General features: G+C 41.5%; 24 protein-coding genes. 11 read left to right on the forward strand and 13 right to left on the reverse strand.

Annotated elements, in window-relative coordinates; all coding sequences use genetic code 11:
• Positions 1-465: 465 nt before the first annotated feature.
• Positions 466-1,068: a flavin reductase family protein gene (locus AKG37_RS09350; RefSeq protein ID WP_060698964.1), complete on the reverse strand. Its 603-nt coding sequence runs from the start codon at positions 1,066-1,068 to the stop codon at positions 466-468.
• 74 nt (positions 1,069-1,142) lie between these two features.
• Positions 1,143-2,030, reverse strand: coding sequence for an acetoin biosynthesis transcriptional regulator AlsR (gene alsR, locus AKG37_RS09355; RefSeq protein WP_060698563.1), 888 nt, complete (start codon positions 2,028-2,030; stop codon positions 1,143-1,145).
• Between the two features lie 150 nt (positions 2,031-2,180).
• Here alsR and alsS point away from each other — a divergent pair, with 150 nt between their 5' ends.
• From alsS to AKG37_RS09380, 5 genes are all read left to right on the forward strand, one after another.
• Entirely contained in the window at positions 2,181-3,881 is a 1,701-nt protein-coding gene (gene alsS / locus AKG37_RS09360) for an acetolactate synthase AlsS (RefSeq protein ID WP_060698564.1), read from the forward strand.
• A 33-nt stretch (positions 3,882-3,914) separates the two neighbouring features.
• Positions 3,915-4,685 carry an acetolactate decarboxylase gene (budA, locus tag AKG37_RS09365; RefSeq protein WP_060698565.1) on the forward strand — a complete coding sequence of 257 codons (771 nt, stop codon included), beginning with the start codon at positions 3,915-3,917 and terminating at the stop codon, positions 4,683-4,685.
• Between the two features lie 154 nt (positions 4,686-4,839).
• Positions 4,840-5,316, forward strand: a complete 477-nt coding sequence (locus tag AKG37_RS09370) for a chromate efflux transcriptional regulator ChrS (protein WP_060698566.1) — start codon at positions 4,840-4,842, stop codon at positions 5,314-5,316.
• 16 nt (positions 5,317-5,332) lie between these two features.
• Positions 5,333-5,914, forward strand: coding sequence for a chromate efflux transporter ChrB (locus AKG37_RS09375; protein ID WP_078061000.1), 582 nt, complete (start codon positions 5,333-5,335; stop codon positions 5,912-5,914).
• Positions 5,914-6,447: a chromate efflux transporter ChrA gene (locus AKG37_RS09380; RefSeq protein ID WP_060698966.1), complete on the forward strand. Its 534-nt coding sequence runs from the start codon at positions 5,914-5,916 to the stop codon at positions 6,445-6,447. The genes AKG37_RS09375 and AKG37_RS09380 overlap by 1 nt, the downstream gene beginning before the upstream one ends.
• A 233-nt stretch (positions 6,448-6,680) precedes the next feature.
• On the opposite strand, the gene AKG37_RS09385 is transcribed toward AKG37_RS09380, so the two are convergent.
• Together AKG37_RS09385 and AKG37_RS19005 are read right to left on the reverse strand one after the other, a co-directional pair.
• A complete protein-coding gene (locus AKG37_RS09385; protein WP_060698567.1) occupies positions 6,681-8,000 on the reverse strand; it encodes a UDP-glucose dehydrogenase family protein in 1,320 nt (439 codons plus the stop codon).
• Between the two features lie 116 nt (positions 8,001-8,116).
• A complete protein-coding gene (locus tag AKG37_RS19005) occupies positions 8,117-8,260 on the reverse strand; it encodes a YwzD family small protein (protein ID WP_003214884.1) in 144 nt (47 codons plus the stop codon).
• 186 nt (positions 8,261-8,446) lie between these two features.
• Between AKG37_RS19005 and AKG37_RS09390 the strand changes: the two genes are divergently transcribed.
• Positions 8,447-10,054: an SWIM zinc finger family protein gene (locus AKG37_RS09390; protein WP_060698568.1), complete on the forward strand. Its 1,608-nt coding sequence runs from the start codon at positions 8,447-8,449 to the stop codon at positions 10,052-10,054.
• Positions 10,041-12,818: a DEAD/DEAH box helicase gene (locus AKG37_RS09395; protein WP_060698569.1), complete on the forward strand. Its 2,778-nt coding sequence runs from the start codon at positions 10,041-10,043 to the stop codon at positions 12,816-12,818. The genes AKG37_RS09390 and AKG37_RS09395 overlap by 14 nt, the downstream gene beginning before the upstream one ends.
• A gap of 69 nt (positions 12,819-12,887) precedes the next feature.
• Here the strand turns inward: AKG37_RS09395 and ytvA are convergent, their stop codons facing one another.
• The 3 genes from ytvA to AKG37_RS09410 all read right to left on the reverse strand — a co-directional run bounded on the left by ytvA (position 12,888) and on the right by AKG37_RS09410 (position 15,437).
• Entirely contained in the window at positions 12,888-13,676 is a 789-nt protein-coding gene (ytvA, locus tag AKG37_RS09400) for a YtvA family blue-light photoreceptor (protein ID WP_060698570.1), read from the reverse strand.
• 153 nt (positions 13,677-13,829) lie between these two features.
• The gene (locus tag AKG37_RS09405) at positions 13,830-14,690 is read right to left on the reverse strand and encodes a Cof-type HAD-IIB family hydrolase (protein WP_212123483.1); all 861 of its coding nucleotides are present in this window, start codon (positions 14,688-14,690) and stop codon (positions 13,830-13,832) included.
• 390 nt (positions 14,691-15,080) lie between these two features.
• Entirely contained in the window at positions 15,081-15,437 is a 357-nt protein-coding gene (locus AKG37_RS09410; RefSeq protein WP_060698572.1) for a hypothetical protein, read from the reverse strand.
• Between the two features lie 117 nt (positions 15,438-15,554).
• On the opposite strand from AKG37_RS09410, the gene AKG37_RS09415 reads away from it, so the two are divergent.
• Positions 15,555-15,965 (forward strand): YwpF-like family protein, encoded by a 411-nt coding sequence (locus tag AKG37_RS09415; protein ID WP_060698573.1) that lies wholly within the window; start codon positions 15,555-15,557, stop codon positions 15,963-15,965.
• Positions 15,966-15,992: 27 nt separating this feature from the next.
• On the opposite strand, the gene mscL is transcribed toward AKG37_RS09415, so the two are convergent.
• Together mscL and fabZ are read right to left on the reverse strand one after the other, a co-directional pair.
• The gene (gene mscL, locus AKG37_RS09420) at positions 15,993-16,388 is read right to left on the reverse strand and encodes a large conductance mechanosensitive channel protein MscL (RefSeq protein WP_024423693.1); all 396 of its coding nucleotides are present in this window, start codon (positions 16,386-16,388) and stop codon (positions 15,993-15,995) included.
• A gap of 127 nt (positions 16,389-16,515) precedes the next feature.
• Positions 16,516-16,950 (reverse strand): 3-hydroxyacyl-ACP dehydratase FabZ, encoded by a 435-nt coding sequence (gene fabZ, locus AKG37_RS09425; RefSeq protein WP_060698574.1) that lies wholly within the window; start codon positions 16,948-16,950, stop codon positions 16,516-16,518.
• 219 nt (positions 16,951-17,169) lie between these two features.
• On the opposite strand from fabZ, the gene AKG37_RS09430 reads away from it, so the two are divergent.
• On the forward strand, positions 17,170-18,225 hold the full coding sequence (locus tag AKG37_RS09430) for a tetratricopeptide repeat protein (RefSeq protein ID WP_060698575.1): 1,056 nt from the start codon (positions 17,170-17,172) through the stop codon (positions 18,223-18,225).
• Positions 18,226-18,239: 14 nt separating this feature from the next.
• Here the strand turns inward: AKG37_RS09430 and AKG37_RS09435 are convergent, their stop codons facing one another.
• The 4 genes from AKG37_RS09435 to spoIIID form a co-directional block, all read right to left on the reverse strand.
• Positions 18,240-19,058, reverse strand: a complete 819-nt coding sequence (locus tag AKG37_RS09435) for a flagellar hook-basal body protein (RefSeq protein ID WP_060698576.1) — start codon at positions 19,056-19,058, stop codon at positions 18,240-18,242.
• A gap of 29 nt (positions 19,059-19,087) precedes the next feature.
• Positions 19,088-19,927, reverse strand: a complete 840-nt coding sequence (locus AKG37_RS09440; protein WP_060698577.1) for a flagellar hook-basal body protein — start codon at positions 19,925-19,927, stop codon at positions 19,088-19,090.
• A gap of 124 nt (positions 19,928-20,051) precedes the next feature.
• Positions 20,052-21,053, reverse strand: coding sequence for a cell shape-determining protein Mbl (mbl, locus tag AKG37_RS09445; RefSeq protein WP_007497573.1), 1,002 nt, complete (start codon positions 21,051-21,053; stop codon positions 20,052-20,054).
• A gap of 185 nt (positions 21,054-21,238) precedes the next feature.
• The gene (gene spoIIID, locus AKG37_RS09450) at positions 21,239-21,517 is read right to left on the reverse strand and encodes a sporulation transcriptional regulator SpoIIID (protein ID WP_008343327.1); all 279 of its coding nucleotides are present in this window, start codon (positions 21,515-21,517) and stop codon (positions 21,239-21,241) included.
• A 347-nt stretch (positions 21,518-21,864) separates the two neighbouring features.
• Between spoIIID and AKG37_RS09455 the strand changes: the two genes are divergently transcribed.
• Entirely contained in the window at positions 21,865-22,278 is a 414-nt protein-coding gene (locus AKG37_RS09455; RefSeq protein WP_060698578.1) for a MarR family winged helix-turn-helix transcriptional regulator, read from the forward strand.
• A gap of 15 nt (positions 22,279-22,293) precedes the next feature.
• Positions 22,294-23,481, forward strand: a complete 1,188-nt coding sequence (locus AKG37_RS09460; RefSeq protein ID WP_060698579.1) for an MFS transporter — start codon at positions 22,294-22,296, stop codon at positions 23,479-23,481.
• Positions 23,482-23,572: the final 91 nt, after the last annotated feature.

The following is a 23,572-nucleotide window of genomic DNA, read 5'->3' on the forward strand; positions in this document are numbered from 1 at the left end:
TATCTTATAAAGTTTATTTAATTTAAATTATTTTAATTTAGACAACTAAGTAATATAAAGGATTTTATAACAAATTTAGATTTTTCATTATTAGCTCCAATTCTTTTCAAGTCATTAAAATTTTAATTTATTTTATAGAACATACCACCCATTATTCCTCATTTCTCTTGGTATGACGGCGGTGCTATTTAAATCTTTTGACTGTCACCTTTCCATTTCTACGATACATCTGTTTTAATTAATATTTTCACTGTCTCACCCTGACCTTAGTCAGGATGATATCTGTCGAGAAATATATCCTTTTATTCAATGATAAATTTTCATAAAATTGCGACTTTATTATATAATAGATATAATTCACAGAACTGGTTTTCTAATTATACGTTGCAGCAATTCAACCAGTTATTTCTTAAAATAAATTAGAATAAGAGGAAAACCCCCGAGCATCGCCCGGGGGTTTTCCTCTTATTCTGGTCTTTTCAGCACAAAAGGCGTGCCTAAATGTGCATAATCATTTCCGGCTAAACGCGCGACTGGCTTCAGTTCATTCGTAAAAACATAGCCTTTTTCCGCATCATAAACTGACTCATCTAAATGTGCACATACAACCCGGCCAATGATATGGTCAACCGTGATTTCTCCTTCATCATTTTGAAAGGTGAGATGCTTTTCTAGCTGACATTCGAAACGAATGCGCGCTTCCTTGATCCCCGGCACTGAAACCACATGGCTTTTTACTTGATGAAGACCGGTACGATCCAGCTCACTTTCCTCCTGCGGCAGCGTAGCAGCCGTTTGATTAATATCTTCGATCATGCCTTCATCACTTACATGAACAACAAACTCTTTCCTGTCGATAATATGCTGCGCTGTATCTTTCATCTGACCTTCTCGTCGTCCGATAGAAACCGCAATAAGCGGCGGGTGTCCGCTGATGACATTAAAGAAACTAAACGGTGCGGCATTGACAACATGTTCTTTAGACAGACTTGTAATAAACGCAATCGGTCTTGGAACGATAGAACCAGATAATAATTTATAAGCCTCTTTTCGTGAAAGCTGATCCATTAGCAATGTAATCAATTCAAGAACGCCTCCTTTGAATGTAACGACATCATACCATACCTCGTTCCCTATACCTCTTATTCTTGCTCGGTGCGATGCAGGATATGATGGACAAGATGAAATAAAGCAGGATTATGATTTTCTCGTCTATAGGAAATGGTCCATTCCGCCAAAAGCTGTTCATCCTCAATGGATCGATACACAACATCCAAATTAAATAAACGCCGGGCTGATTTTGGAATGACCGCAATGCCAATTCCTGCTGTGACAAGACCAATGACCATTTGATATTCCGCCGCTTCTTGGACAATATTTGGACAAAATCCGTACTTTTCACATAGCATGATAAAGTGCTGGTAAAGGGACGGCCACGATTCCTTTGATAAAGAAATAATCGGTTCATCACGGATATCTTCAATCGTTACTGTCTCTTTTTTAGCCAATCGATGATTGTTTGGAATCGCAAAAATACATTCACTTTGCTTCATCAAACGACTGACTAGTCCTTCGTGAGGCGATGTAGGATGTAAAAAACCGATATCAATTTCTCCTTTTAAAAGCGCTCCTAGCTGCTGCGGTACTGAAAGCTGCTTCAGCTCAATACTGACAGAGGGATACAGCTCTCTGAATTCACGTACAACGGGCGGCAGAATATCATACGTCGCAGTTCCAACAAAACCTATGATGATTTTCCCCAGCTCTCCCCTTGCTGTATGACGGGCATGATCAATGGCTTTATCCAGCTGTTGCAGCACTCCCCTAACCTCTTGTAAAAAGACCTTTCCAGCAGCCGTTAACTCCACCACTCGCTTCGACCGGTGAAATAAAGGAAACCCTAATTCTTCCTCAAACTGCTTAATTTGCTGACTGAGTGGAGGCTGTGTCATATTCAACCGTGCGGCTGCTCTGCCAAAATGCAGCTCCTCCGCTACTGTGACAAAATACTGCAAATGTCTCAGTTCCATCCTTTCACTCCTTGCACACTTATTCGTGAAACATATTAAAACCACGTTAAACATATATTGGAAAATTTATTTTGTGAAATGTATAGTAAATCATATCATGAAAATATATTTTCATAAAAAATTTTACTTGCCGAAAGGAGTGCGGGGTAAATGAATTCTCAAGCACAACCCCTAACAAGACGAGGAGCAGAGTTGATTGTTGATACGCTGATTGCTCAAGGAGTGACCCATGTTTTTGCCATTCCAGGTGCAAAAATTGACGCTGTATTTGATGTATTAAAAGACAGAGGTCCAGAGCTTGTCCTATGCAGACACGAACAAAATGCAGCCTTTATGGCAGCTGCTGTCGGTCGTTTAACTGGCAAACCAGGTGTATGTCTTGTCACATCAGGTCCTGGTGCATCTAATTTAGCAACAGGTCTATTAACAGCCAATACAGAAGGTGATCCTGTTGTCGCTATCGCTGGAAACGTCATTCGTGCGGATCGTCTGAAACGAACACATCAATCACTCGACAATGCGGCATTATTCAAACCAGTCACAAAATATAGTGTTGAAGTACAAGACGTTCATAATATACCAGAAGCATTAACAAATGCATTTCGCGCGGCACAAAAAGGGCAGGCTGGAGCAGCATTTATCAGCTTTCCACAAGATGTCGTGACAGAACACACCACACAAACACCAGTGTCTGCTCACCCTTCTCCAGAATTAGGTCCTGCACCAGATGCTCTCATCAGTTCGGCTATCGCCAAAATTCAAAATGCACACTTACCTGTTGCGATTGTGGGAATGAAAGCTAGTCGTCCAGCTGCTGCAAACGCTACAAGAACATTGTTGAAAACACTTGGTATCCCATTTGTCGAAACATACCAAGGAGCCGGCGTTCTCTCAAGAGAGCTCGAGTCTCAATATGTGGGCAGAATCGGCTTATTCCGTAATCAGCCGGGCGATCTTCTCATTGAACAAGCAGATGTCCTTTTGACCATCGGCTTTGACCCAATTGAATATGATCCGAAGCATTGGAATGTTCAGCCGCAGCAGCGTCAGATCATCCATGTTGATGACATGCAGGCAGATATTGACCATTTTTATGAACCTGCACTTGAGCTCGTAGGCAATATTTGTGAGACTGTCAAACATCTAGAACATGACAGTGTTCCAATTTCTCTATGCAAAGAAAACATCGAATTAGTCACTGATTTACAGGAGTTATTAAATGACATCGAAAAAACACCAGAAAGAGAAAGTCATCTATCTCACCCGCTAGATGTCATTCATACATTGAGACGCCTGATTCCTGATGACACGAAGGTCACATGTGATATCGGCTCTCATGCGATTTGGATGTCCCGTCACTTCCGCGTCTATGAACCGAACTCATTCCTAGTGAGTAACGGTATGCAAACATTAGGCGTCGCATTACCATGGGCGATTGCGGCTTCTATATTGAATCCAGATGAAAAGATTATTTCAGTCTCAGGTGATGGCGGTTTTCTCTTCTCCGCAATGGAATTAGAAACAGCTGTCCGCAAGAAAACAAACCTCGTTCACCTTGTATGGAATGACAGCACATACGACATGGTTGCGTTTCAGCAGGAAATGAAATATGACCGCACATCCTGCGTTGAATTCGGGCAGATCGATTTAGTGAAATATGCGGAAAGCTTTGGAGCGACTGGACTGCGGGTCAACTCACCTGATGAGCTTTCAACTGTCCTTCAAAAGGGTATAAACATAGAAGGACCCGTTATTATTGATATCCCGATTGACTACCAAGACAACCCTGACCTCGCCAGTCAAAAATGGCCAGAAGTCTTTCGCGGAAAACACACAATGAACATCAGATAAGACTTCAGATACATGACAAAGGAGTGAGCGGATATGGGTATGATGCACCCAATGAATCAACAGAACGACACAAGACAACATGATAAACAGCAAGAGGTCTATCAAGTATCGACGATGACCTCCCTGCTGGAAGCCGTATATGATGGAGATTTCTCCCTCTCGCATATTCCTGAACACGGTGATTTCGGTATTGGTACATTCAATCAGTTAGATGGAGAGCTGATCGGCTTTGACGGCGCATTCTATCGACTGCGCTCGGATGGAACAGCGACACCGGTCACCGATCAAGATTATTCACCTTTCTGCTCTCTAGCATTCTTTGAAACAGATATCGTGCATCGAATTGATGCACCCATGACGTCCAAAGAGCTAGAAGAAGAAATCAACCGCATTTTACCAAGTAAGAATGTTTTTTATGCCATCCGTATTGATGGGTCTTTCAAAAAGGTTCAAACACGTACGGTCGAAAAACAGGAAAAACCTTATGTTCCGATGGTGGAAGCAGTCAAATCACAGCCGATTTTCGATTTCGAGGATATTCAAGGAACGATCGCAGGCTTCCGTACACCGCAGTACGCGCACGGCATTGCGGTGAGTGGATATCATCTTCATTTCATTGATGATGATCGAAGTGTAGGCGGACACGTATTTGATTACACCGTTGATCAAGTGACCATCCGCATTTCTCAAAAACGTCATATGAATTTACACCTGCCAAATACGCAGGAATTCTTCCAAGCAGACATTGATCGAGCAGACCTTGCACAGCAAATTGCCAGTGCGGAAAGCAGCCCAGATCAATAAATGACGACGACACCCCGTTGACCCGGGGTGTTTTTTTATGCATAAAGACTATTTCTCATCGATGAAATTTTCGTTTCGTTAGCAAATTAAAATCCTTTCATTCTATTCGTAATAAAATATGATAGAATGTCAGCAGAAGAAAGGTGGTTATACGATGTCACAAGACTATAGCATTCCAAACCTAACATTAGACGAAAGAGATAAACAAATTTTATCCCTATTACACGAGGACGGGCGGATGTCTTATACAGATCTCGGAAAACAAGTCGGTCTTTCCCGTGTTGCCGTACAAGCCCGCATTCAGCAGCTCATTGAAGCAGGGGTCATTGAACGATTCACCGCTGTGATTAACCCCGTTAAGGTCGGCATTCATGTATCTGTCTTCTTTAATGTAGAGGTAGAACCGAAATTTTTAGAAGCGGTGGCCCTTCAGCTTGAACAAGAAACAGCTGTCACAAGCCTTTATCACATGACAGGACCAAGTAAGCTGCATATGCATGGCATTTTTCAGGATGAACAGGAAATGGAGACATTTCTGACAAAAAAGCTTTATCCGCTAGAAGGCGTCGTCAGTGTGGACTGCCAAATGCTTATTAAACGATACAAAAGCCGTATGGGCATGAAATTGTAGACAGGAGTTGAACCACTTGCACTCATATATCGAACTCATTATTGCTATGGTGCGAACCGGTATCCTCGGTTTTGGCGGAGGCCCTTCCGTGATACCGCTTATTCGCCATGAAGCGGTGGTGAAATACAAATGGATCAATGATGATGAATTCGGAGAAACACTCGCCATCGCCAATGCATTACCAGGGCCGATCGCAACCAAAATGTCAGCATATCTCGGCTATCGATTAAAGGGCGTATCTGGCGCAATTGTCGCAACAGCTGCTCATATTTTACCGACCTGTCTCGCCATGGTGGCACTTGTCACACTTGTCAGCGTCTTAAGCTCCTCCCAAATCATTCAAAATATGATTGGCGCTGTGACACCAGTCATTGCCGTTCTGCTAGGCATCATGGCATATGAGTTTGGTCAAAAAACGCTGAAAGGCTTTGGTATGATCTTCGGGATCGCTCTATTCCTTCTTGCCTTTATCGGGCTGAAGGTGCTGTCCATTCATCCAGGAATCATTGTGATCATCTTTTTATTCTATGGCGCTTTTCATTTCAAACTGAAAAATCGGTGGAATCGGCCAAATAAAGAGAAAGGAGTGTCCTCATGATGCTGATTCTCTTTTTATTCTGGGCATTCTTTTTGTCCAATCTATTAGGATATGGCGGAGGCCCTGCATCCATTCCGCTCAACTATGAAGAAATCGTCAATCATTTTCAGTGGATGACGAACGAAGGATTCTCCAATATGCTTGCTTTAGCCAATGCACTTCCGGGTCCAATCGCTACAAAGATTGCAGCATATGTTGGCTATGACATCATGGGCTGGCCAGGATTTATCGTCGCACTGCTTGCAACTGTACTTCCGTCCGCTGCTGGGTTGATTTTATTGCTCAAGCTCATTGACCGTTTTCGTCAATCTCCCGTCGTAAAAGGCATGACCTTATCCGTTCAGCCTGTCATTGCAATCATGATGCTTTTATTAACATGGGAAATCGGCGGAGATGCAGTGAAAGCCATCGGCTGGACGCAATCGCTCGCCATTGCCGCAATCTCCTTTTTCTTAATGACCAAATTCAAGCTGCATCCTGCCTTTCTTATTATGGCTGCATTTTTATATGGCGGATTCATTCTGCCGCATTAATAAAAACCGATAACAAGAAATGTGATCGGTTCAGATTGTTGACAAAGGACTAAAATGAACTTTATTTTAGCCCTTTGTCTTCTTCTCAGCGTGATAGAAAACCTTTGCAGTCTAGGAAGGACAAGGAGCGGAGCGAATTGAGCATTCGTGAGCACCGGCACGCAGGACTGACACCGAATGCGAGGGTTTGCCTACACGCTGAACCGATAACAGGACATGTTATCGGTTTTCTTTTACATATAAATAGGAGTAACTGATCTGCGCCCAATCGAATGATACTCGACCCCTGCTTGTTCTGCCGCTTCAAGTGTATGACAGTTTCGTCCATCGAAAATAAGCGGCTGCCTCATCCATTCCTTATAAGACGAGAGTGGAAACGACTGAATAACCGCCCATTCTGTTAATAGACAGACTGCATGTGCATCCTTGATCGCTTCTTCAATCGTTTGAGCAAAAAAGACTTGATCCGGAAGTTCACGAGCTGCACGGCGGGCAGCTACAGGATCATACGCCACAAGCTCCGCACCTAATCGATGGAGCTCATGAGCGATCGGAACAGACGGTGCCTCCCTCATATCGTCTGTATTCGGTTTAAAGGACAGACCAAGAAGCGCAATTCGCTTCCCTTCAAGATTTGCCCCCAGCCGCTCCTGAATATTTCGGATAAAACCAGCTCGCTGCTCATTATTTACCTTGATGACAGCCTTTAGCAGCTCAAAATCATGCGACACATGCCCCGCAATTTGGACGAGTGCATTTGTATCCTTTGGAAAACAAGAACCTCCGTAGCCAATGCCCGCTCTGAGAAAGGAAGAACCGATTCGCTGATCAAGCCCCATCCCCTGCGCCACCCATTCAACATCAGCACCTGTTTTTTCACAAATGGAAGCAATCTCATTCATAAAGCTGATTTTTGTCGCAAGAAATGCATTTGATGCATACTTGATCATTTCAGCACTTTTACGATCTGTTTTGACCATTGGAAGGTGGAAATCAGCATACATTTCCTCCAGCTGGTCTAATACGGCTTTTGTTTCAGCTCCAATCACAAGCCGATCCGCCCTCAATGTATCTGAAATGGCAGAGCCTTCCCGTAAAAATTCTGGATTAGATGCAATAGCTAATGGCTCACGCCGTCCTAATTCTTGATGGATGAGCTGATCGATTTGATCACCCGTTCCGACAGGCACCGTACTTTTCACCACAAGAATTGCACCTGACTTTGCTTTTATGCCCATCTCTTTTGCAGCCTGAAACACATATTGTAAATCAGCTTGGCCATCCGCCTGCTGCGGGGTGCCGACCGCGATCATTAATACATCTGCCTTCGTGTAGACTTCCGCTCCATTTATGTGAAAATGAATTCGTCCTTGCTCAAGATTGCGTTTCAGCAGCTCTTTTAACCCCGGCTCATACATTGGCGGATTTCCATGCTTCAGCTGCATGACCTTTCGCCGGTCAATATCAATACACGCCACATCATGTCCTGCCTCCGCTAAACACACACCTGTAACAAGCCCTACATATCCACAGCCTGCAATCGCAATATTCATGACACCATCAGCTCCCCATACTCCTTATGCTTGTAATGACATCGTATGCCGGGAGTTTTCGTTCCATTCATAAAAGCATACAAAAACCCCCTGCCGTCACTAGCAGGGGGTCACTTTTATGAAACAAGACCATTTCGAATATGAGCAATCAGATTTTCAAGCATTTCTTTTGTTGTGACATCATTTGAATTTTCACCAATATCATGAGCGTACATCAAAATCTTTAAAAACTCTTCTTGATTTAAACCCTTATTATCCATGTCTGTATCCTTTCGATTCCACTAATTTCATTATTATATGCTGTAAGGTTGGTTTATGCAATACTCTATTACATCATTCGACAGCTTTTGAAATTTATGACCATTTTCATGAAAAACTTTTTTATAAATCACCATTGAGCTATAATAAAAGAATTGGAATCTTTTACTTGGTTAGGAGCGGATCAAATGCTTCAGCACAACATCAACGAAGAAGAAATCAAACAAACAGCCGAACAGATCAAAGAACTTCTTCCTTCAACAGATGAAAACAAACAACTCATCAAAAAAGCATTGATTACTTATAGACAGGACAGTGTGTATCGTCTCAAGCAAGAGTCTGATACCGAATGGTCAGCTTATGTACATGACGTTGTGGCAGCAAGAGTCAACCTTCATGTGCTGTTTCCCGTGAGAAGCAGCTGCTCATGTCCAGCAGATGGACTTTGTAAACACATTCTCGCTGTCTTCTTTTCGCTATACGCTCAAGTAGAGAGTGTGACCGGATTTACAGAAAATTGGTCAGAAAAGGATGAAGTACAGCGCAGCAAAGAACTGATTCGCCAGCACTTCCAAGTGAAGCGCCCAGACGAACAATCACTCCAAAGCTGGCTGACTTTTTTCCAAGAGGAATTTAACCTCTGGCTGAAACGGACACCAAAGCACCAGCAAACACCGCAGCATTTGTATTACGGCTATTTATCAATCCTAAAAAAACATGCACCTGCTTCACCTGAATTCAAGAGTTTGTATGCGATTCATACGTCGATTGATGTATGGTTAAGGCTTCATGAGCTGATCGACCTTGGCCGGCTTGATGCCGAAAAGGACTTTTATTCCATGAATCCATATGTAGAACAGCTCATGAACACCATTTTCGATTCAGTGGATCACTTGAAGACATACGCCCTTTCCTTTTCCCTCGATCCGTTTCTTGAAAACACACCAACTGCCGTTCGCACACTTCTTCAAATCAATGGACCTTTCCAGCATGAACGAGTAGCGGTCTTTATGGAGATTTGGGGCACCATATTAAATAGAGGGAAATGGGTCAAAAAAGAAACTGAATTACTAAAGAACGCCCAGCAGCAAAAACAAACGGTTGAACGTACCATCGGACTGATGCACATGGATTATTTACTGAAAGAAGACGAAAGCCTTTTTCAACAATTACAGCTGCTCAATGCAGATATGCTGCCAAATGTGCTCAATTGGCTGAAGGATCTGACGAGCCGAAAGGACTGGAAGCGGCTCAAGCTCTGGTATCACGAAATTACTTATATATTAGAGGAATATTGCCAGCTCGACCTTTCCTACAGAGAACTGCGGGGAGCTGTCAGTGATTTCTTCTTTTATTTAGATGCATACTTTAAGCAGACGAAGGATCATCATTTATATGAACGCTACCTTCAAATCTGTATGCCCTATGCGTTTACAGAATACAGTCAGCTCTTGTATGCACAGCAGCGCTATGCGGAATGGATTGAGATTCACAGCCTTGTTGGTTTCTCGATCAGTGAGCTTGAGAAGGATCTGATCAAACAGATTGCAAAAGAGGAGCCCGAAGCGCTTATTCCATCGTACCATCGTGAGATTTCACTGCTTCTTGATCAAAAGAATCGAAGTGCTTATCGAGAATCTGTGAAAATGTTAAAGAAGCTGCGCACGCTTTATCATAAAACGAAAAAAAACGCGATTTGGGAAAGATATGTTAAGCAGCTGCAAGATTCAACAAAACGGCTGCGTGCGTTCCAAGAGGAAATGAAGAAAGGAAAATTGATTAATGACACGCCATAAACAAATTGTCATTCATGCAGAACAAACAGAAGATTTCTCTTTCACCATTTCAGCGCAAGCAGAGGACGGACACCCTGTTCCGCTTAATGAAATGAAGAGGCAGCTTTTCCAATGGCACGAATCTTCTTTCTACGGAACATTCTTAGAAGATGTGAGCTTTATTGGCACACCCGCCTTCCTGTTAAGCCCTTGGATGACCGTTGAATTACTAGGAAAAAATTCATTTAATACATTTAGTCATGTGTCATTAACAGATGAAACAGAACCGCTGATGAAAACAGCCTCAACCATTTATGAATTCATTGAGGATGAAGATTATGTTCCCGATTACGAGGCATGGACAAAAGGCGAGCTTCGGTTTAAAGACAAAGAAGGTCTATTAGATGGTTATACGGCTGATTGGTTCTCCTTTGCCGTACAGGATTACATTCAGTATGATGATGCCTTGCAGCACAAATGGAACCGTATGACCTCACAATCACCTGCACTCGCATCCTTCCAAGGGCATTTTCTAGATGAGCAGGATTTCTTAGAGACGATTGGGTGGATTGATGACGAGACACCGTTTACTGTCGGTTTACGCTTAAATGAGCCGGATTTTGACGGAGATGATTGGAAAATCGAAATGTTTTTGCGTGACAAGAAAAACAGTGACCTTCACTTCTTTGAAGGCATCCGCTCATTGAAAAGATCTTGGCATCCGTATCAAGATAAAATTTCAAGAGAGCTGGAACGATTCAGTCAAATTGTGCCTTGGCTTTCTTTCACATCCGGCACCACGCTCATGTCAGAAGAAGAAGCATGGCTTTTCTTATCTGAAGCAAGTGAAACACTTGTGAATATGGGCATTGAAATTCTCCTTCCATCGTGGTGGCAAATTGTCAAAGATAGCACGATGATGCTAAAAGCAAGAATTTCATCAACACCGCGAGGCGAATCGCATGTTGGAATGGATGCCTTAATGGACTTTAATTGGCGCTTTGCTACAAACGGCATCGAACTGACAGAAGATGAGTTCAATGAGCTTGTCCAAAGTAAGAGGCGCCTTGTCAACATTCGAGGACAATGGATTAAAATAGACCCGACCTTCATCCAGCAAATGAAAAAGTGGATGGAGCGTGCTGAAAATGAAGGGCTTCACATGTCTGATATTTTGTCACGTGAACTGGCAGATCATGAAGCATCCTCTGAATCAGTTCCAGAGCTGCTAGACAGTTCAGCATTTGCCCATATTCAATTTGAACTTTCGTCGCAATTAAGAGGGCTTGTCCATCAGTTAAATGATACGCATGAGCTGCCTTCCTACGAAATGAGTGAGTCCTTTAAAGGCACACTGCGTCCGTATCAGCAGCACGGCGTCAACTGGCTTTTATTTTTAAGATCTCATGGATTTGGGGCTTGTTTAGCAGATGATATGGGTCTTGGAAAAACGATTCAAATGATTGCGTATTTCACCTATTTGAAGGAGCAGGAGCAAAATGCCGCTCCATCTCTCATCATTGCGCCAACCTCTGTTTTAGGAAACTGGCAGCGAGAGCTTGAAACATTCGCTCCGCATTTGAATGTTGCCCTGCATTACGGCCCATCACGGCCTCAAGGGGAACACTTTACAAAGGCATACGAGTCAACAGATATTGTGCTGACGTCTTACGGACTGTCTCATTCTGACCGTGATGAATTAACGTCAGCAAAGTGGAATACCATTTGTTTAGACGAAGCCCAAAATATCAAGAACGCCCATACGAAACAATCAAGAGCGATTAGACAGCTCAAAGGGCAGCATCACATTGCCCTCAGCGGGACACCAATGGAAAATCGTTTGACGGAGCTTTGGTCCATATTCGACTTCGTTAACAAAGGATATCTTGGCAGCCTGACCAGCTTTCATAAGAAATTCGTCCTTCCGATTGAAAAAGACCGTGAAGAGAAAAGAATTGAACAGCTGCAGCAGCTGATCAAGCCTTTCTTACTAAGAAGAACAAAACAAGATGAAGAGGTTGCCCTGAACCTGCCTGAGAAACTTGAAGAAAAAGAATTTATTCCGCTATCCGCTGAGCAGGCATCTTTATATGAACAGCTCGTGAAGGATACATTTGAACACATGGCGTCATTAACAGGGATGCAGCGAAAAGCGATTATTTTAAGTATGCTTGGCAGACTCAAACAGATTTGCGATCACCCTGCTCTCTATTTAAAAGAGAGTGGAACAGATGTGAAACTGCTGAAACGTTCATTAAAAATGGATAAACTCGCAGAGCTGTTAAAAGCCATACATGAGCAAGGAGAAAGCTGTCTGATCTTTACTCAGTATATTGAAATGGGCAACATGATCAAGCAGCTGGCAGAAAAGATGTTTGGAGAACCAGTCCAATTCTTAAATGGCAGCCTGTCAAAACAGGAGCGGGACAAAATGGTAGACCGCTTCCAAAAGAAAGAATTCAACATCTTAATTCTTTCTTTAAAGGCAGGAGGCACAGGACTCAACCTAACCGCCGCAAACCATGTCATCCACTACGATAGATGGTGGAATCCTGCTGTGGAAAACCAAGCGACAGATCGAGCTTATCGAATTGGACAAAAACGATTTGTACACGTCCATAAGATGATCACAACGGGCACGATCGAGGAAAAAATCGATCAAATGCTCGAAACAAAACAAACGTTAAATGATCAAATCATCCAAAGTGAAAGCTGGATTACAGAGCTCTCGACGAACGAACTAGAAGATTTATTTACATTAAGTGCTGCTGCTCAATCATCTTAATCACAGCAAAAAGAGGACTTTTCATGAAACTTGAGAAAAGTCCTCTTTTTTTAATTTCATAAGAACGTATTAAATGTTCAGCTTTTTCAATGCAGATTTCACGTTCATATACGTATTTAATTCACGGAAGTCCTCTCTCATTTCTCCCATTTTCATCGCCAGATTCGGTTTAATTCCGGTCACAATGAGTTCAGTACCCGTCATTAAAATTAAATCGTTCAGCTTAAAGATCGCATCTGCCACAAATGAATCCACTTCTAATAAACCAGACAGATCGACAATAAAATAATCATCCTTGGATTGAGAAATATAGGTGGAGACCGTTGAAATGATCTTATCAAATCTTGGCGCTGTTAATGTACCAATGATCGGTAATACAGATATACCATCTTTTACAGGTACGATTGGGACTGAAATATTCAGCACTTCATCAATTGATTGCTCAAGAAGCTCCTGCTGTTCCTTCTCTTTCGTGACATCTTTTTGCAGACCAACGAAATAAAGACGTTTCCCTTCATTTTCGTCAATCCAAAGAGGAGCCACACTTAACTCGTTCCAAAACATTTGTCCAGATTTTTTATAATTTTTCAACTGAACAGTGACAGCCTCCTTGTTCTCAATGGCTGCTCTAATTTGTTTGAGAACGATTTGCTCGGTTTCATCTCCCTGAAGGAAACGACAATTCCTTCCCAATACTTCGGGTTCTTGATAGCCTGTCATATCTAAAAAGCCCTTGTTCACATATATTAAAGGATTATCAGGTAAAGACGGGTCCGTCACCGTCAGGCCAACCTGAGTATAGTCCAAGGCTTCCTTGATTAAATGCAGATTTTCGGACTTATAAGATTCCAGCGCCATTCGTTTACTCTCCTTAAGTGCCTTACAAGCGGGTTATATTCATAATTAAATTATATGATGTTCCACATCAGGTGTAAATAGAAGTAGTTCTGAATTCCTCTTTTGTAGAATGCGCTTAATCCTATAAGGTTTATACAATTACATTCGATTCAATTACTTCAAAAGGTTTCGAATCATATGCGCCACACCATGTTCATCATTTGTTAACGTGATATGATCAGCGATTTCTTTTATATCCTGTCTCGCATTGCCCATCGCAACCCCAATACCAGCTGCTTGAAGCATCGATTCGTCATTTAAACTGTCTCCTACAGCCGCTGTCTGGCTTAAAGGAATACCTAGTCTTTCTGTCAATCTTGTTAATGCCTGTCCTTTAGATGCATCCTTGGAACCAATTTCAAAGTTATGATCAGCCGAGCTGACCAATGTTAGGTCTGAATCATCACCAAACATATCCCATCCGGCTTTCAATCTGTCTTGAAAGAAAGAGAAACCTAAGATGTTGTAAAATGAAAGCTTTCGCTCCTCACGAAACAATTCTTTATATGTATCAATATAAGCAAACCCTGACTGGCTGTATTGAACCTCTGCTGCTTGTTTTAGAACATTTTGATCCGTTTCTGGATTTGCACTTTTTAAGCGGTCCATCTCAATTGCAAGAAGCTCTCTGCCGCGATTCGGTGTGAAAATAGCTTCGTTTGTAAAAACTTCATAATAATAATCACGTTCTTCTAGCCATGACAATATGTGTTGTGCCTTCTCTTCTTGTAAAGCAGCTGAATGGTACACGTGGCCCGTTGGATCATGAATCACAGCTCCATTGGCACTAATCACCCATGTATTCATACCAAGCTGATCAAAAATAGACTTCACATCAAAATACGCTCTTCCTGTTGAAACGACAATCTCAATTCCGTTCGCCGCTGCTTCCTTTAATGCCTGCTCGTTTTCCTGACTCACTTTGTGTTCACTGTTCAATAAAGTTCCGTCTAAATCCGTTGCGATTAATTGAATGTTTGTCATCGTTTTCTCCTTTTTGTCTTTATTTTCAAGCGACCTACCATAAATAAAAGTATGAAATGAGTAACCACTAATTGCAAGAGTTGAGCGGTTGAACAGTGAATAAAAGGGTACCCGGCCACGATAAGTGACCGGATACACACAAGGGGATTCATAGGGGACACATGCCTATTCAAAGAAGCATTGGTTCTATTACGCAGTGTTCTTATGCACAAGGCAGCGTCTATCAGCTTTAGCTAGAGGGGGGCTGTCAGATGCTAGACGTTACCTTTTGATTCGGGACTTGCCTCCTTTCCTTTCAACTGCCCCTAGTCTACTGAGAAAAGCTGTATATGACAAAACACGAAAATAGCAAAATAGACCTTCAAATTCTCTATTTCCTCTTTAATTTCTGTTTTTTACTGCTTGCGTATAAAACATCATCTTGTTTTGTTTGATAAAATACTTATTTTTCATAAATTGATTAAAAACGTCTGAATGAATCCAATTACTAGAAGGCATGTGAATATAATCAGATCCGTCCCACGCAAACCAATAAAAACAAAGCCGGCCATCATGAATCGACAGTTGAAACTCAAAGCAGTCCATTCGATCCTCGGTGACGTATTGAAACGTGAGTGACTCACCTTCTTCCATGTACACATCACAAAATGAAAGAATGTCTCCCCATGAATAAACGCGCATATCGCTCGTTGCCTTCTCCTTACCAATATGTATATTTCGCAGTAGATAGGATTCCATAAAACAACTCCTTTCACTCATGTGCAGCTAGTTCTTTGCAGGCAGCGGTTTCATTAATACAGATGTTGTATGCTATAATAATACTTACGAATAATGAACGCTTGTGAGGTGATAAATATGAAAACCTTTAGGCTGATTGATTTAAAAATTGAACTTGATCCAGAGCAAGATAAAATGTCCAGCATTCCCCTTCGTGACGGCTTAATCATTAATAAAGAAGACGGTGAAAATCACTGGATGATCGAGGCACTCATTCCAAAGAAGCATAGACAGGTGTTTGAGGTGCTCTTTCAGCAGCACACAGAAGTGAAGATTCTTGTGACGATCACTAAAGAAAACAACCGCCCTGTTCATTTATCTGTCCAAGTCAAAAACATCGTTGCCTTAGAAGAAAACATTTCTGTGTTACTTGATGGTAAAATGATTACAAATCGTTATAGAACAGAAACCGAAGAAGTATTAAAAGACCTCGTCAAAGAGGGGCTGTCAGGAGAAAAACTACTGGATGCTTTTAAACAAAACACATAAAAAAGAGCGGGATTAGCCGCTCTTTTTCTATTGCACATCTTTCGATTGGCTTTGATTTTTCAATAGATCTCTAATTTCAGTTAGTAAAACTTCCGTTTGATCCGGCGTTTCTACTACTTCTTCTTCCTCTACCTTTTTCCGCTTTAATTTATTCAAATAACGAATAAAGATAAAAATGGAAAACGAGATAATCAAGAAATCAACCACGGTTTGAATAAAGTTTCCATATAAAATTTGAGCAGCTCCGATTTTAATGGATAAACCGCTAAAGTCATGTCCTCCGATAATAATACCAACGAGCGGCATGATCAAATCATTCACAAGAGAAGTGACAATTTTGCCAAATGCTCCCCCAATGATGACACCTACAGCCAAGTCAATTACATTTCCCTTGACGGCAAACTCTCTAAATTCTTTTAGCATCTTTTATCACCTTCATCTTTTTTTGTCTAATATGACGTTTTTTTGTCAAAATTGCAAGTCCTTGTCCGTTCTAACTGACCGTATCGACATAAAAAAGCGATTCATCCTTGATGAACCGCTAAGTAAATCACGATACTTTAGGACCGATAGAAAAAGTCAGTTCGGCTTCACATGCAACTTCACCGTCTACTGTGGCTACTGCTTTTCCTTTTGCAACGGGACCACGGAGACGCGTCACTTCCACTTCTAAACGAAGCTGATCGCCAGGCTTAACCTGTCTTTTAAATCGGCAGCCGTCAATCCCTGCAAACAAACCAATTTTCCCTTTGTTTTCTTCCTTGCCTAACATAATCACACCAAAAACCTGTGCGAGTGCTTCTACAATAAGCACACCCGGCATGACTGGGTATCCTGGGAAATGACCATTAAAAAATTCTTCATTCACTGTGACATTTTTAATCCCAACCGCTCTTTTCTCTCCATCAACCTCTAAAATACGGTCGACCAATAAGAATGGGTAACGATGTGGAATAATGTTTTGAATTTGCTGAGCATCAAGCATATCTTGATCTCTCCTTTTTTTCTATATCGCTGATCTTCATTTGATTCCTATAGAAGTATATTATGAATGCTGGCATTTTTCAATGTCCGCCTTACGTTAATGGTAAAAAATAGAATCTACTATTACCAATTGTCATCAAATATAATCCACACTACACTCATTGTTTTTTCACAAATATGGTAAAATATATTACATCATAGATTGAATAAGAGGGTAAAAATGATTTTTATGAGTGATAAATCCATTAAAAAACTTCTCCATTCGTGGTATACAATGCTAAAGCATCGACATTTTTCGAAGGCTGAAGAAATCAAAACAACGCTACTAAAACATAAACGCAAATTATCAAAAAAACAGGACCTCTATCTCCATTATCATCTGATGCTTTTTCGTCATCAGCTCTGGATGAATCAGACAGAGGACTTAGAAAAAATTAAGCATGAACTAATGCCGCGCAAAGACGAAATGAACGAAGAACTGCAATATTACTTTTACTTCTTTCTCGGACTATATGAGTCTTTAAAAAGCGATCAAAATGATGCGATTCATTACCTCGAAAAGGCAGAGGAACGACTGCCATTACTTAATGATGAGCTGGAGGAAGCAGAGTTCCATTTTCGTACAAGTGGTGTTTATTATAACAACCGTTACTCGTTGTTATCGATTCGTCATGTTCAAAAAGCCATGGATATCTTTGCAAAGCACGGAGATATCCACAGCATCAATCGGTGTAAAATTGTGCTTGCTCTTAACTATACCGACCAAAAAAAATATGAGGAAGCAGAAGCTATTTTCATTGAGATCATTGATTACGTGAAAATGATGGATGATCAAGAGCTGCTCGGCATCGTTTATTATGACGCTGGCTTTATTCAGTCGAGACAAAACCGTCACAAGGAAGCGCTGGAATACTTCAAAAAAGCGCTTCGTCTCCCAGCATACCGAAAGTCAGCACACTCCTATGTATCGTGCCTATATGAAACAGTACGTTCCTGTTTTAAAGAAAATTTAACAGATGAAGGAATGAAGTATATTCAAAAAGGGCTAAAAGAAGCCGTCGCTTCCCAGTTTGATATATTAAGAATGAAGTTTCAAATTTTATCCCTTCTCTATAGCCAAACGCCAAAGGCAGATGAGCAGATCGCCACGCTCGTCACATGTCTTGAACGAAAAGAAGCCTGGATTGATCTTGAGGATCTGCTTGCCGATGTCTCAGATTATTATAAAAAAAAGGGCGACTTTGAGCGAGCCGCCTTTTTTATCATGAGAGGCTGATACGAGCCTGCTGATTATCGAATGGTATTAATTAATCCCAGCATCTGATCGCCCATCGTAATGGATCTCGAGTTCAACTGATAGGAACGCTGCGTTGTCATAAGATCCGTTAATTCCTTGGACATGTCCACATTCGACGTTTCCAGTGCACCTTGCTGAAGCTGAATCGCTTGGCGGTTTGCTCCATTTAGTGCCGTTAATGCACCTTGATAGGTACCGTCGACCGAGAACAAATTATCTCCTTCAGAGACAAGTGCTGACGAATTATTGACTTGTACAACGCCTAAATTCACCTGCTGATTCGGTTGATTATCTCTTGAAATCGCCGTAAGCCGTCCATTTTTATCGATTGAAATATCACGGAAATTCGCATTTAAGACGATCGTATTTCCGTTTTCATCAAGAATAGGATAGCCTTCGCTCGTGACAAGCTGCACTTGATTACGGTTATTACCTGGCTGTAAGTAAAGAGAACCATCTCTTGTATAACGAATATTACCGCCGGCATTGACCTGCAAATACTGCGATGGCGCTCCGAATGCAACATCAAGATCACGCCCTGTTTCTTTAATAGAGCCTTGCAGCGAGTTAATGGATGCATTGACCATTGTCCCCGTTCCGAGCCTTAAACCAGCAGGTGTCAGACGACTGTTTTCCACCTGCTCATTCTTTTCATCTACCTGATTAAACTGCTGTCTAATCAGCTCTGAGAAACGTGTGTTTTTCGCACGATATCCTGTTGTTTCACTGTTCGCGATGTTGTTGCTGATGATGTCAAGCTGCTTTTGCACTTCATTCATCGATACAGCTGCATTTATCATCGTTCTAAGCATGAGAATCCTCCTTTCTTTTCATTTCTTGATTAGTACACTCTTCCAATTTCATTCACTGCTTTTTCTAAGCTTTTATCATACGCCTGAACCACTTTTTGGTTTGTTTCAAATGCTCGATAGGCGGTTGTCATTTCTGTATAAGATTTCGTTACATCTACGTTCGATAGCTCAGATACCCCTTGGCTCAACGTATAAGACATTTGACCGTTATTGACTGCACTTGGCAGAGGCTGATTGTCAGCTGTACGGTATAAATCATTTCCTTCACGCGCTAAGTTTCTTGTATCCATTGCAACACGTACATCGATCTGCCCGAGATTTTGCCCATTTTCACTGACAGTACCATCTGCATTCACTTTGAAATTCTCACTCTGAACCGTAATTGGCTGCCCCGTCACGGAAAGAAGAGCGCGGCCATTGATGGTCAACTGATTTTGTTCATTTAATGTAATTGAGCTGCTTTTCGTATAACGAACGCCTTCTGGTGTGTTGACCGCATAAAATAGCGCTGATTTCTGATTGGTCTCCGGGTTAATCGGCACATTATTTTCAACTAGTGCTACGTCCGTTGTTTGATCTGTTGTTTTTAAAGTTCCTTGTGTAAATTGAGGAATCAATTCCTGCATATACGTCCCAGTATTGATTCCGCCAATCGGCGTTTGCAACGGTACACTAAAGCCTTTTCCAGAAGATGTTTGGAAACGACCTGATTCCATTCGGCTTAGCAGCATTTCTGGAAATGCACGCATGGCCCCTTCATCCGCTTTATATCCTGGTGTATTCGCATTTGCGATATTATTTGAAAGCATTTCTGTCCGCCGCTCTTGAGCGATCATGGCAGATGTTGCGGTGTATAGTCCTTTTAACACGTGCTCACCTCATTAAAATTCTTTCACATGACCTAAACACAATCTTCTATGAAATATATCGGCAAATTTGCAGGGTTCTTTAATAAAAATCCCTCATTCTTTCTAAAAAGAATGAGGGAAATCATTAGCTGAGTTTACGCTTTGGCAGCTTGTCCATATTATCAAGCATCACGCCAGTACCAACTGCTACACAGTCCATCGGATTTTCAGCAACGAAAACTGGTACTTTCAGCTCTTCTGCAAGCAGTTGATCAAGCCCGTTTAGAAGAGCTCCGCCACCTGTAATGATGACGCCGCGATCGATAATATCAGCTGATAATTCAGGCGGTGTTCTCTCAAGAACTTGCTTCGCAGCCTGAACAATCGCAGATACAGATTCACGCAATGCTTCTTCTACTTCTTTGCTTGTGACGGTAATCGTTCTTGGTAATCCTGTCACCATGTCTCGTCCACGAATCGAAATCTCTTCGTGACGTGCGTCTGGGAATACCGTTGCAACTTGGATCTTAATATCCTCAGCCGTGCGCTCACCGATCAACAGCTTGTACTCTTTTTTAATGTAGTTGAGAATTTCCAGATCAAATTTGTCTCCAGCCATTTTAATAGAAGAGGCGGTTACAATGTCACCCATTGAGATGACAGCGATATCTGTCGTTCCGCCTCCAATATCTACGACCATGTTTCCACTTGGCTGAAAAATATCCATACCAGCACCAATTGCTGCTACTTTTGGCTCTTCTTCAAGAAATACATGCTTACCGCCGCTTTTTTCAGCAGCTTCTTTGATCGCCTTCTGCTCAACAGATGTAATGTTTGTCGGGCAGCAGATGAGCATACGTGGCTTAGAGAACAGCCCTTTCACATTTAATTTGTTAATAAAATGCTTGAGCATCGCTTCAGTTACTTCAAAATCAGCGATCACGCCATCTTTTAATGGACGAATCGCAACAATATTCCCAGGCGTACGTCCAACCATACGTCTAGCCTCTTCTCCAACAGCCAGAACTTTTCCGCTGTTTTTGTCAAGAGCTACCACAGATGGTTCATTTAACACAATTCCTTTTCCTTTGACATGAATCAGTACATTGGCAGTACCAAGATCAATTCCAATATCCCTAGCAAACATCTATATATATCCTCCTTGAAAATCTGTTTCCATAGCAAATACCACATTCTGCCCTAATTATATATTCTATCATAATTTGCAGAAAAAAAGATATTTCTTTACAAAAGTCTTTTACAAAATTTGTGGTTAGAAACTACCGATATGAGGAAGATATATATATCATGTTTATGAACAAAGAACTAAGCTTACTGTTTCACAGGCTCGCCTTCTAAAATTTCTTCTTTCTTATACTTTAACTTGGTGGCTTCTCCTCCTCGCAGATGGCGGATTGATTTATGATAATCCAGTATCTCCTTCACTTCATTAGCCAGATCTGGATTAATTTCTGGCAGTCTTTCTGTTAGATCCTTGTGTACAGTACTTTTAGAGACTCCAAATTCTTTCGCAATAACACGAACGGTTTTCTTTGTCTCCACGATATACTTTCCTATCTTGATTGTTCGCTCTTTGATGTAATCGTGCACACCACTCGACCTCCCTAAAATGGATGTGAGAAGTGTGAAATGAGATCCGTATGAAGATTATCCATTTTCAGCGTCACTTGTTCGTCGTAATTTCTCATCCATTAGGTAGTAAATGCCAAACACGATCCCTCACCTCAAACACTCTCTTTGTCAGGTTTGTAACAGTGTATTAGCATTGAATAGGGAATATGCTAAAAATGAAGAAGGGACAAGGGATTTATCAGAAAAGGCAAAACAAAAAATCATTTCGACGCGCGAAAATTTCTACTTTACAAGAATGGATTCAACACGTAAAATAGAAAAGGTGAAATTATTTACCTAGCTAAATATTAAATAAAGGTGAGCATATGGATACGTTAAATAGAGAATGTTTACATCAAATACATCAAGGCGCACGGCTGCTTTCTAAAAAGGCGAACGAAGCGCTTGCTGCTTATGACTTGTACACGTCCCAGTGGACTGTACTTTTTTGTTTGGATACATTTGGCCCAAAAACCCAAAAAGACATCTGGACATATTTGAACGTCGAAGCACCGACCATCACCCGAACCGTCACCCGTTTAGAAACGAACGGATGGGTGAAACGTGTACAAGGAAAAGACAAACGTGAAAATCTGATCGTGATGACAGAAGATGCAAAAGCCCGATTTGAAGAAATCAAACGCAAGATGGAACAATTTGAAGAAGAATGTCTTTCAGATTTTACCTACGAAGAAAAACAACTCCTCCATACACTTTTACACAAATTATCAACTGAATAGGAAGTGACATACATCATGAACGAACGCATTTGGACGAAAGACTTTATCATGATCGTCCTGGTGAATTTATTTACGTTCACCTCTTTTTATGCTCTTTTGACATTACTGCCCATTTACACAATGGATGAACTAAATGGAACAGAATCACAGGGCGGCCTCCTCGTGACGGTCTTCTTATTGTCCGCCATTGTGACAAGACCGTTTTCTGGAGCCATTATTGAGAAATTCGGCAAAAAACGAATGGCAATTTTCTCTTCAATGGCCTTTGCCTTGCTCACGTATTTATACATCCCGATTGATCAATTCCAAACGCTTCTCATACTGCGTTTCGTACATGGGATCTTTTTTAGCATTTTGACGACAGTAGCAAGTGCCATTGCGGCTGATATGATCCCGAAACATAAACGCGGGGAAGGACTTGGATACTTTGTGATGTCCATGAACCTCGCTGTTGTCATCGGTCCGTTTATCGCACTGAATCAAGTAGGGAAAATAGGATTTCATTCCTTGTTCTTTCTCTTTTCCATTATCGTGACCATCGGAGCTGCTTTTACGGTGCTAATTAGACAGCCAGAGCCTGAAAATGGAGGAAGCATCGTTTTCAGGTTCACTTTTTCTCATCTGTTTGAAAAAGGCGCATTAAAAACAGCGGCAGTCGGTATTATTATTTCCTTCTGTTATTCACCGATCATTTCATTTATTTCAGTCTATGCCAATTCACTCCACTTGATGGGTGCAAGCAGTTATTTCTTTATTGTATTTGCGGCAGCAATGCTTGGCTCACGCCCATTTACAGGCAGACTTTTTGACCGAGTAGGAGCTCACATTGTGATCTATCCATCCATTGCCCTTTTTGCCATCGGTTTATGGATGCTGACAGCAACGCATTCAGCGACAATGCTTCTTCTATCAGGTGCTGTGATTGGTCTTGGCTACGGGTCATTGGTGCCATGTTTACAAACACTTGCGATTCAGCACTCACCAGCTCACCGTACAGGGTATGCGACGGCTACTTTCTTCACCCTGTATGATACGGGTATTGCCGCTGGCTCTTTTGTCTTTGGACTCCTTGTCAGCTTCACAGACTTTTCAAATGTGTATCTCATTGCAGGCATTGTTGTCTTGCTGAGCATGGTTGTTTTTTATTGGAGCGAACGAAAACCCCAAGAAGCAAAAGCACAAAAGGTCTCCCTTTCAGAATAAGAGGATACTATTTTAAACTTCGCCTGAAACATGCTAAAATATAGGATATTTCAAATAGAGCATACAGGCTTTTTTGAAAAATAGTTGGTAT

This window comes from Bacillus australimaris (assembly GCF_001307105.1).
Lineage (GTDB): Bacteria > Bacillota > Bacilli > Bacillales > Bacillaceae > Bacillus > Bacillus australimaris.

What these genes read in the sequence shown, in the direction of transcription:
- AKG37_RS09350 (WP_060698964.1), bottom strand. Translation starts at nt 1,068, where the DNA reads ATGGATCAGCTTTCACGAAAAGAGGCTTATAAATTATTATCTGGTTCT.
- alsR (WP_060698563.1), bottom strand. Translation starts at nt 2,030, where the DNA reads ATGGAACTGAGACATTTGCAGTATTTTGTCACAGTAGCGGAGGAGCTG.
- alsS (WP_060698564.1), top strand. Translation starts at nt 2,181, where the DNA reads ATGAATTCTCAAGCACAACCCCTAACAAGACGAGGAGCAGAGTTGATT.
- budA (WP_060698565.1), top strand. Translation starts at nt 3,915, where the DNA reads ATGGGTATGATGCACCCAATGAATCAACAGAACGACACAAGACAACAT.
- AKG37_RS09370 (WP_060698566.1), top strand. Translation starts at nt 4,840, where the DNA reads ATGTCACAAGACTATAGCATTCCAAACCTAACATTAGACGAAAGAGAT.
- AKG37_RS09380 (WP_060698966.1), top strand. Translation starts at nt 5,914, where the DNA reads ATGCTGATTCTCTTTTTATTCTGGGCATTCTTTTTGTCCAATCTATTA.
- AKG37_RS09385 (WP_060698567.1), bottom strand. Translation starts at nt 8,000, where the DNA reads ATGAATATTGCGATTGCAGGCTGTGGATATGTAGGGCTTGTTACAGGT.
- AKG37_RS19005 (WP_003214884.1), bottom strand. Translation starts at nt 8,260, where the DNA reads ATGGATAATAAGGGTTTAAATCAAGAAGAGTTTTTAAAGATTTTGATG.
- AKG37_RS09390 (WP_060698568.1), top strand. Translation starts at nt 8,447, where the DNA reads ATGCTTCAGCACAACATCAACGAAGAAGAAATCAAACAAACAGCCGAA.
- AKG37_RS09395 (WP_060698569.1), top strand. Translation starts at nt 10,041, where the DNA reads ATGACACGCCATAAACAAATTGTCATTCATGCAGAACAAACAGAAGAT.
- ytvA (WP_060698570.1), bottom strand. Translation starts at nt 13,676, where the DNA reads ATGGCGCTGGAATCTTATAAGTCCGAAAATCTGCATTTAATCAAGGAA.
- AKG37_RS09410 (WP_060698572.1), bottom strand. Translation starts at nt 15,437, where the DNA reads ATGGAATCCTATCTACTGCGAAATATACATATTGGTAAGGAGAAGGCA.
- AKG37_RS09415 (WP_060698573.1), top strand. Translation starts at nt 15,555, where the DNA reads ATGAAAACCTTTAGGCTGATTGATTTAAAAATTGAACTTGATCCAGAG.
- mscL (WP_024423693.1), bottom strand. Translation starts at nt 16,388, where the DNA reads ATGCTAAAAGAATTTAGAGAGTTTGCCGTCAAGGGAAATGTAATTGAC.
- fabZ (WP_060698574.1), bottom strand. Translation starts at nt 16,950, where the DNA reads ATGCTTGATGCTCAGCAAATTCAAAACATTATTCCACATCGTTACCCA.
- AKG37_RS09430 (WP_060698575.1), top strand. Translation starts at nt 17,170, where the DNA reads ATGATTTTTATGAGTGATAAATCCATTAAAAAACTTCTCCATTCGTGG.
- AKG37_RS09435 (WP_060698576.1), bottom strand. Translation starts at nt 19,058, where the DNA reads ATGCTTAGAACGATGATAAATGCAGCTGTATCGATGAATGAAGTGCAA.
- mbl (WP_007497573.1), bottom strand. Translation starts at nt 21,053, where the DNA reads ATGTTTGCTAGGGATATTGGAATTGATCTTGGTACTGCCAATGTACTG.
- AKG37_RS09455 (WP_060698578.1), top strand. Translation starts at nt 21,865, where the DNA reads ATGGATACGTTAAATAGAGAATGTTTACATCAAATACATCAAGGCGCA.
- AKG37_RS09460 (WP_060698579.1), top strand. Translation starts at nt 22,294, where the DNA reads ATGAACGAACGCATTTGGACGAAAGACTTTATCATGATCGTCCTGGTG.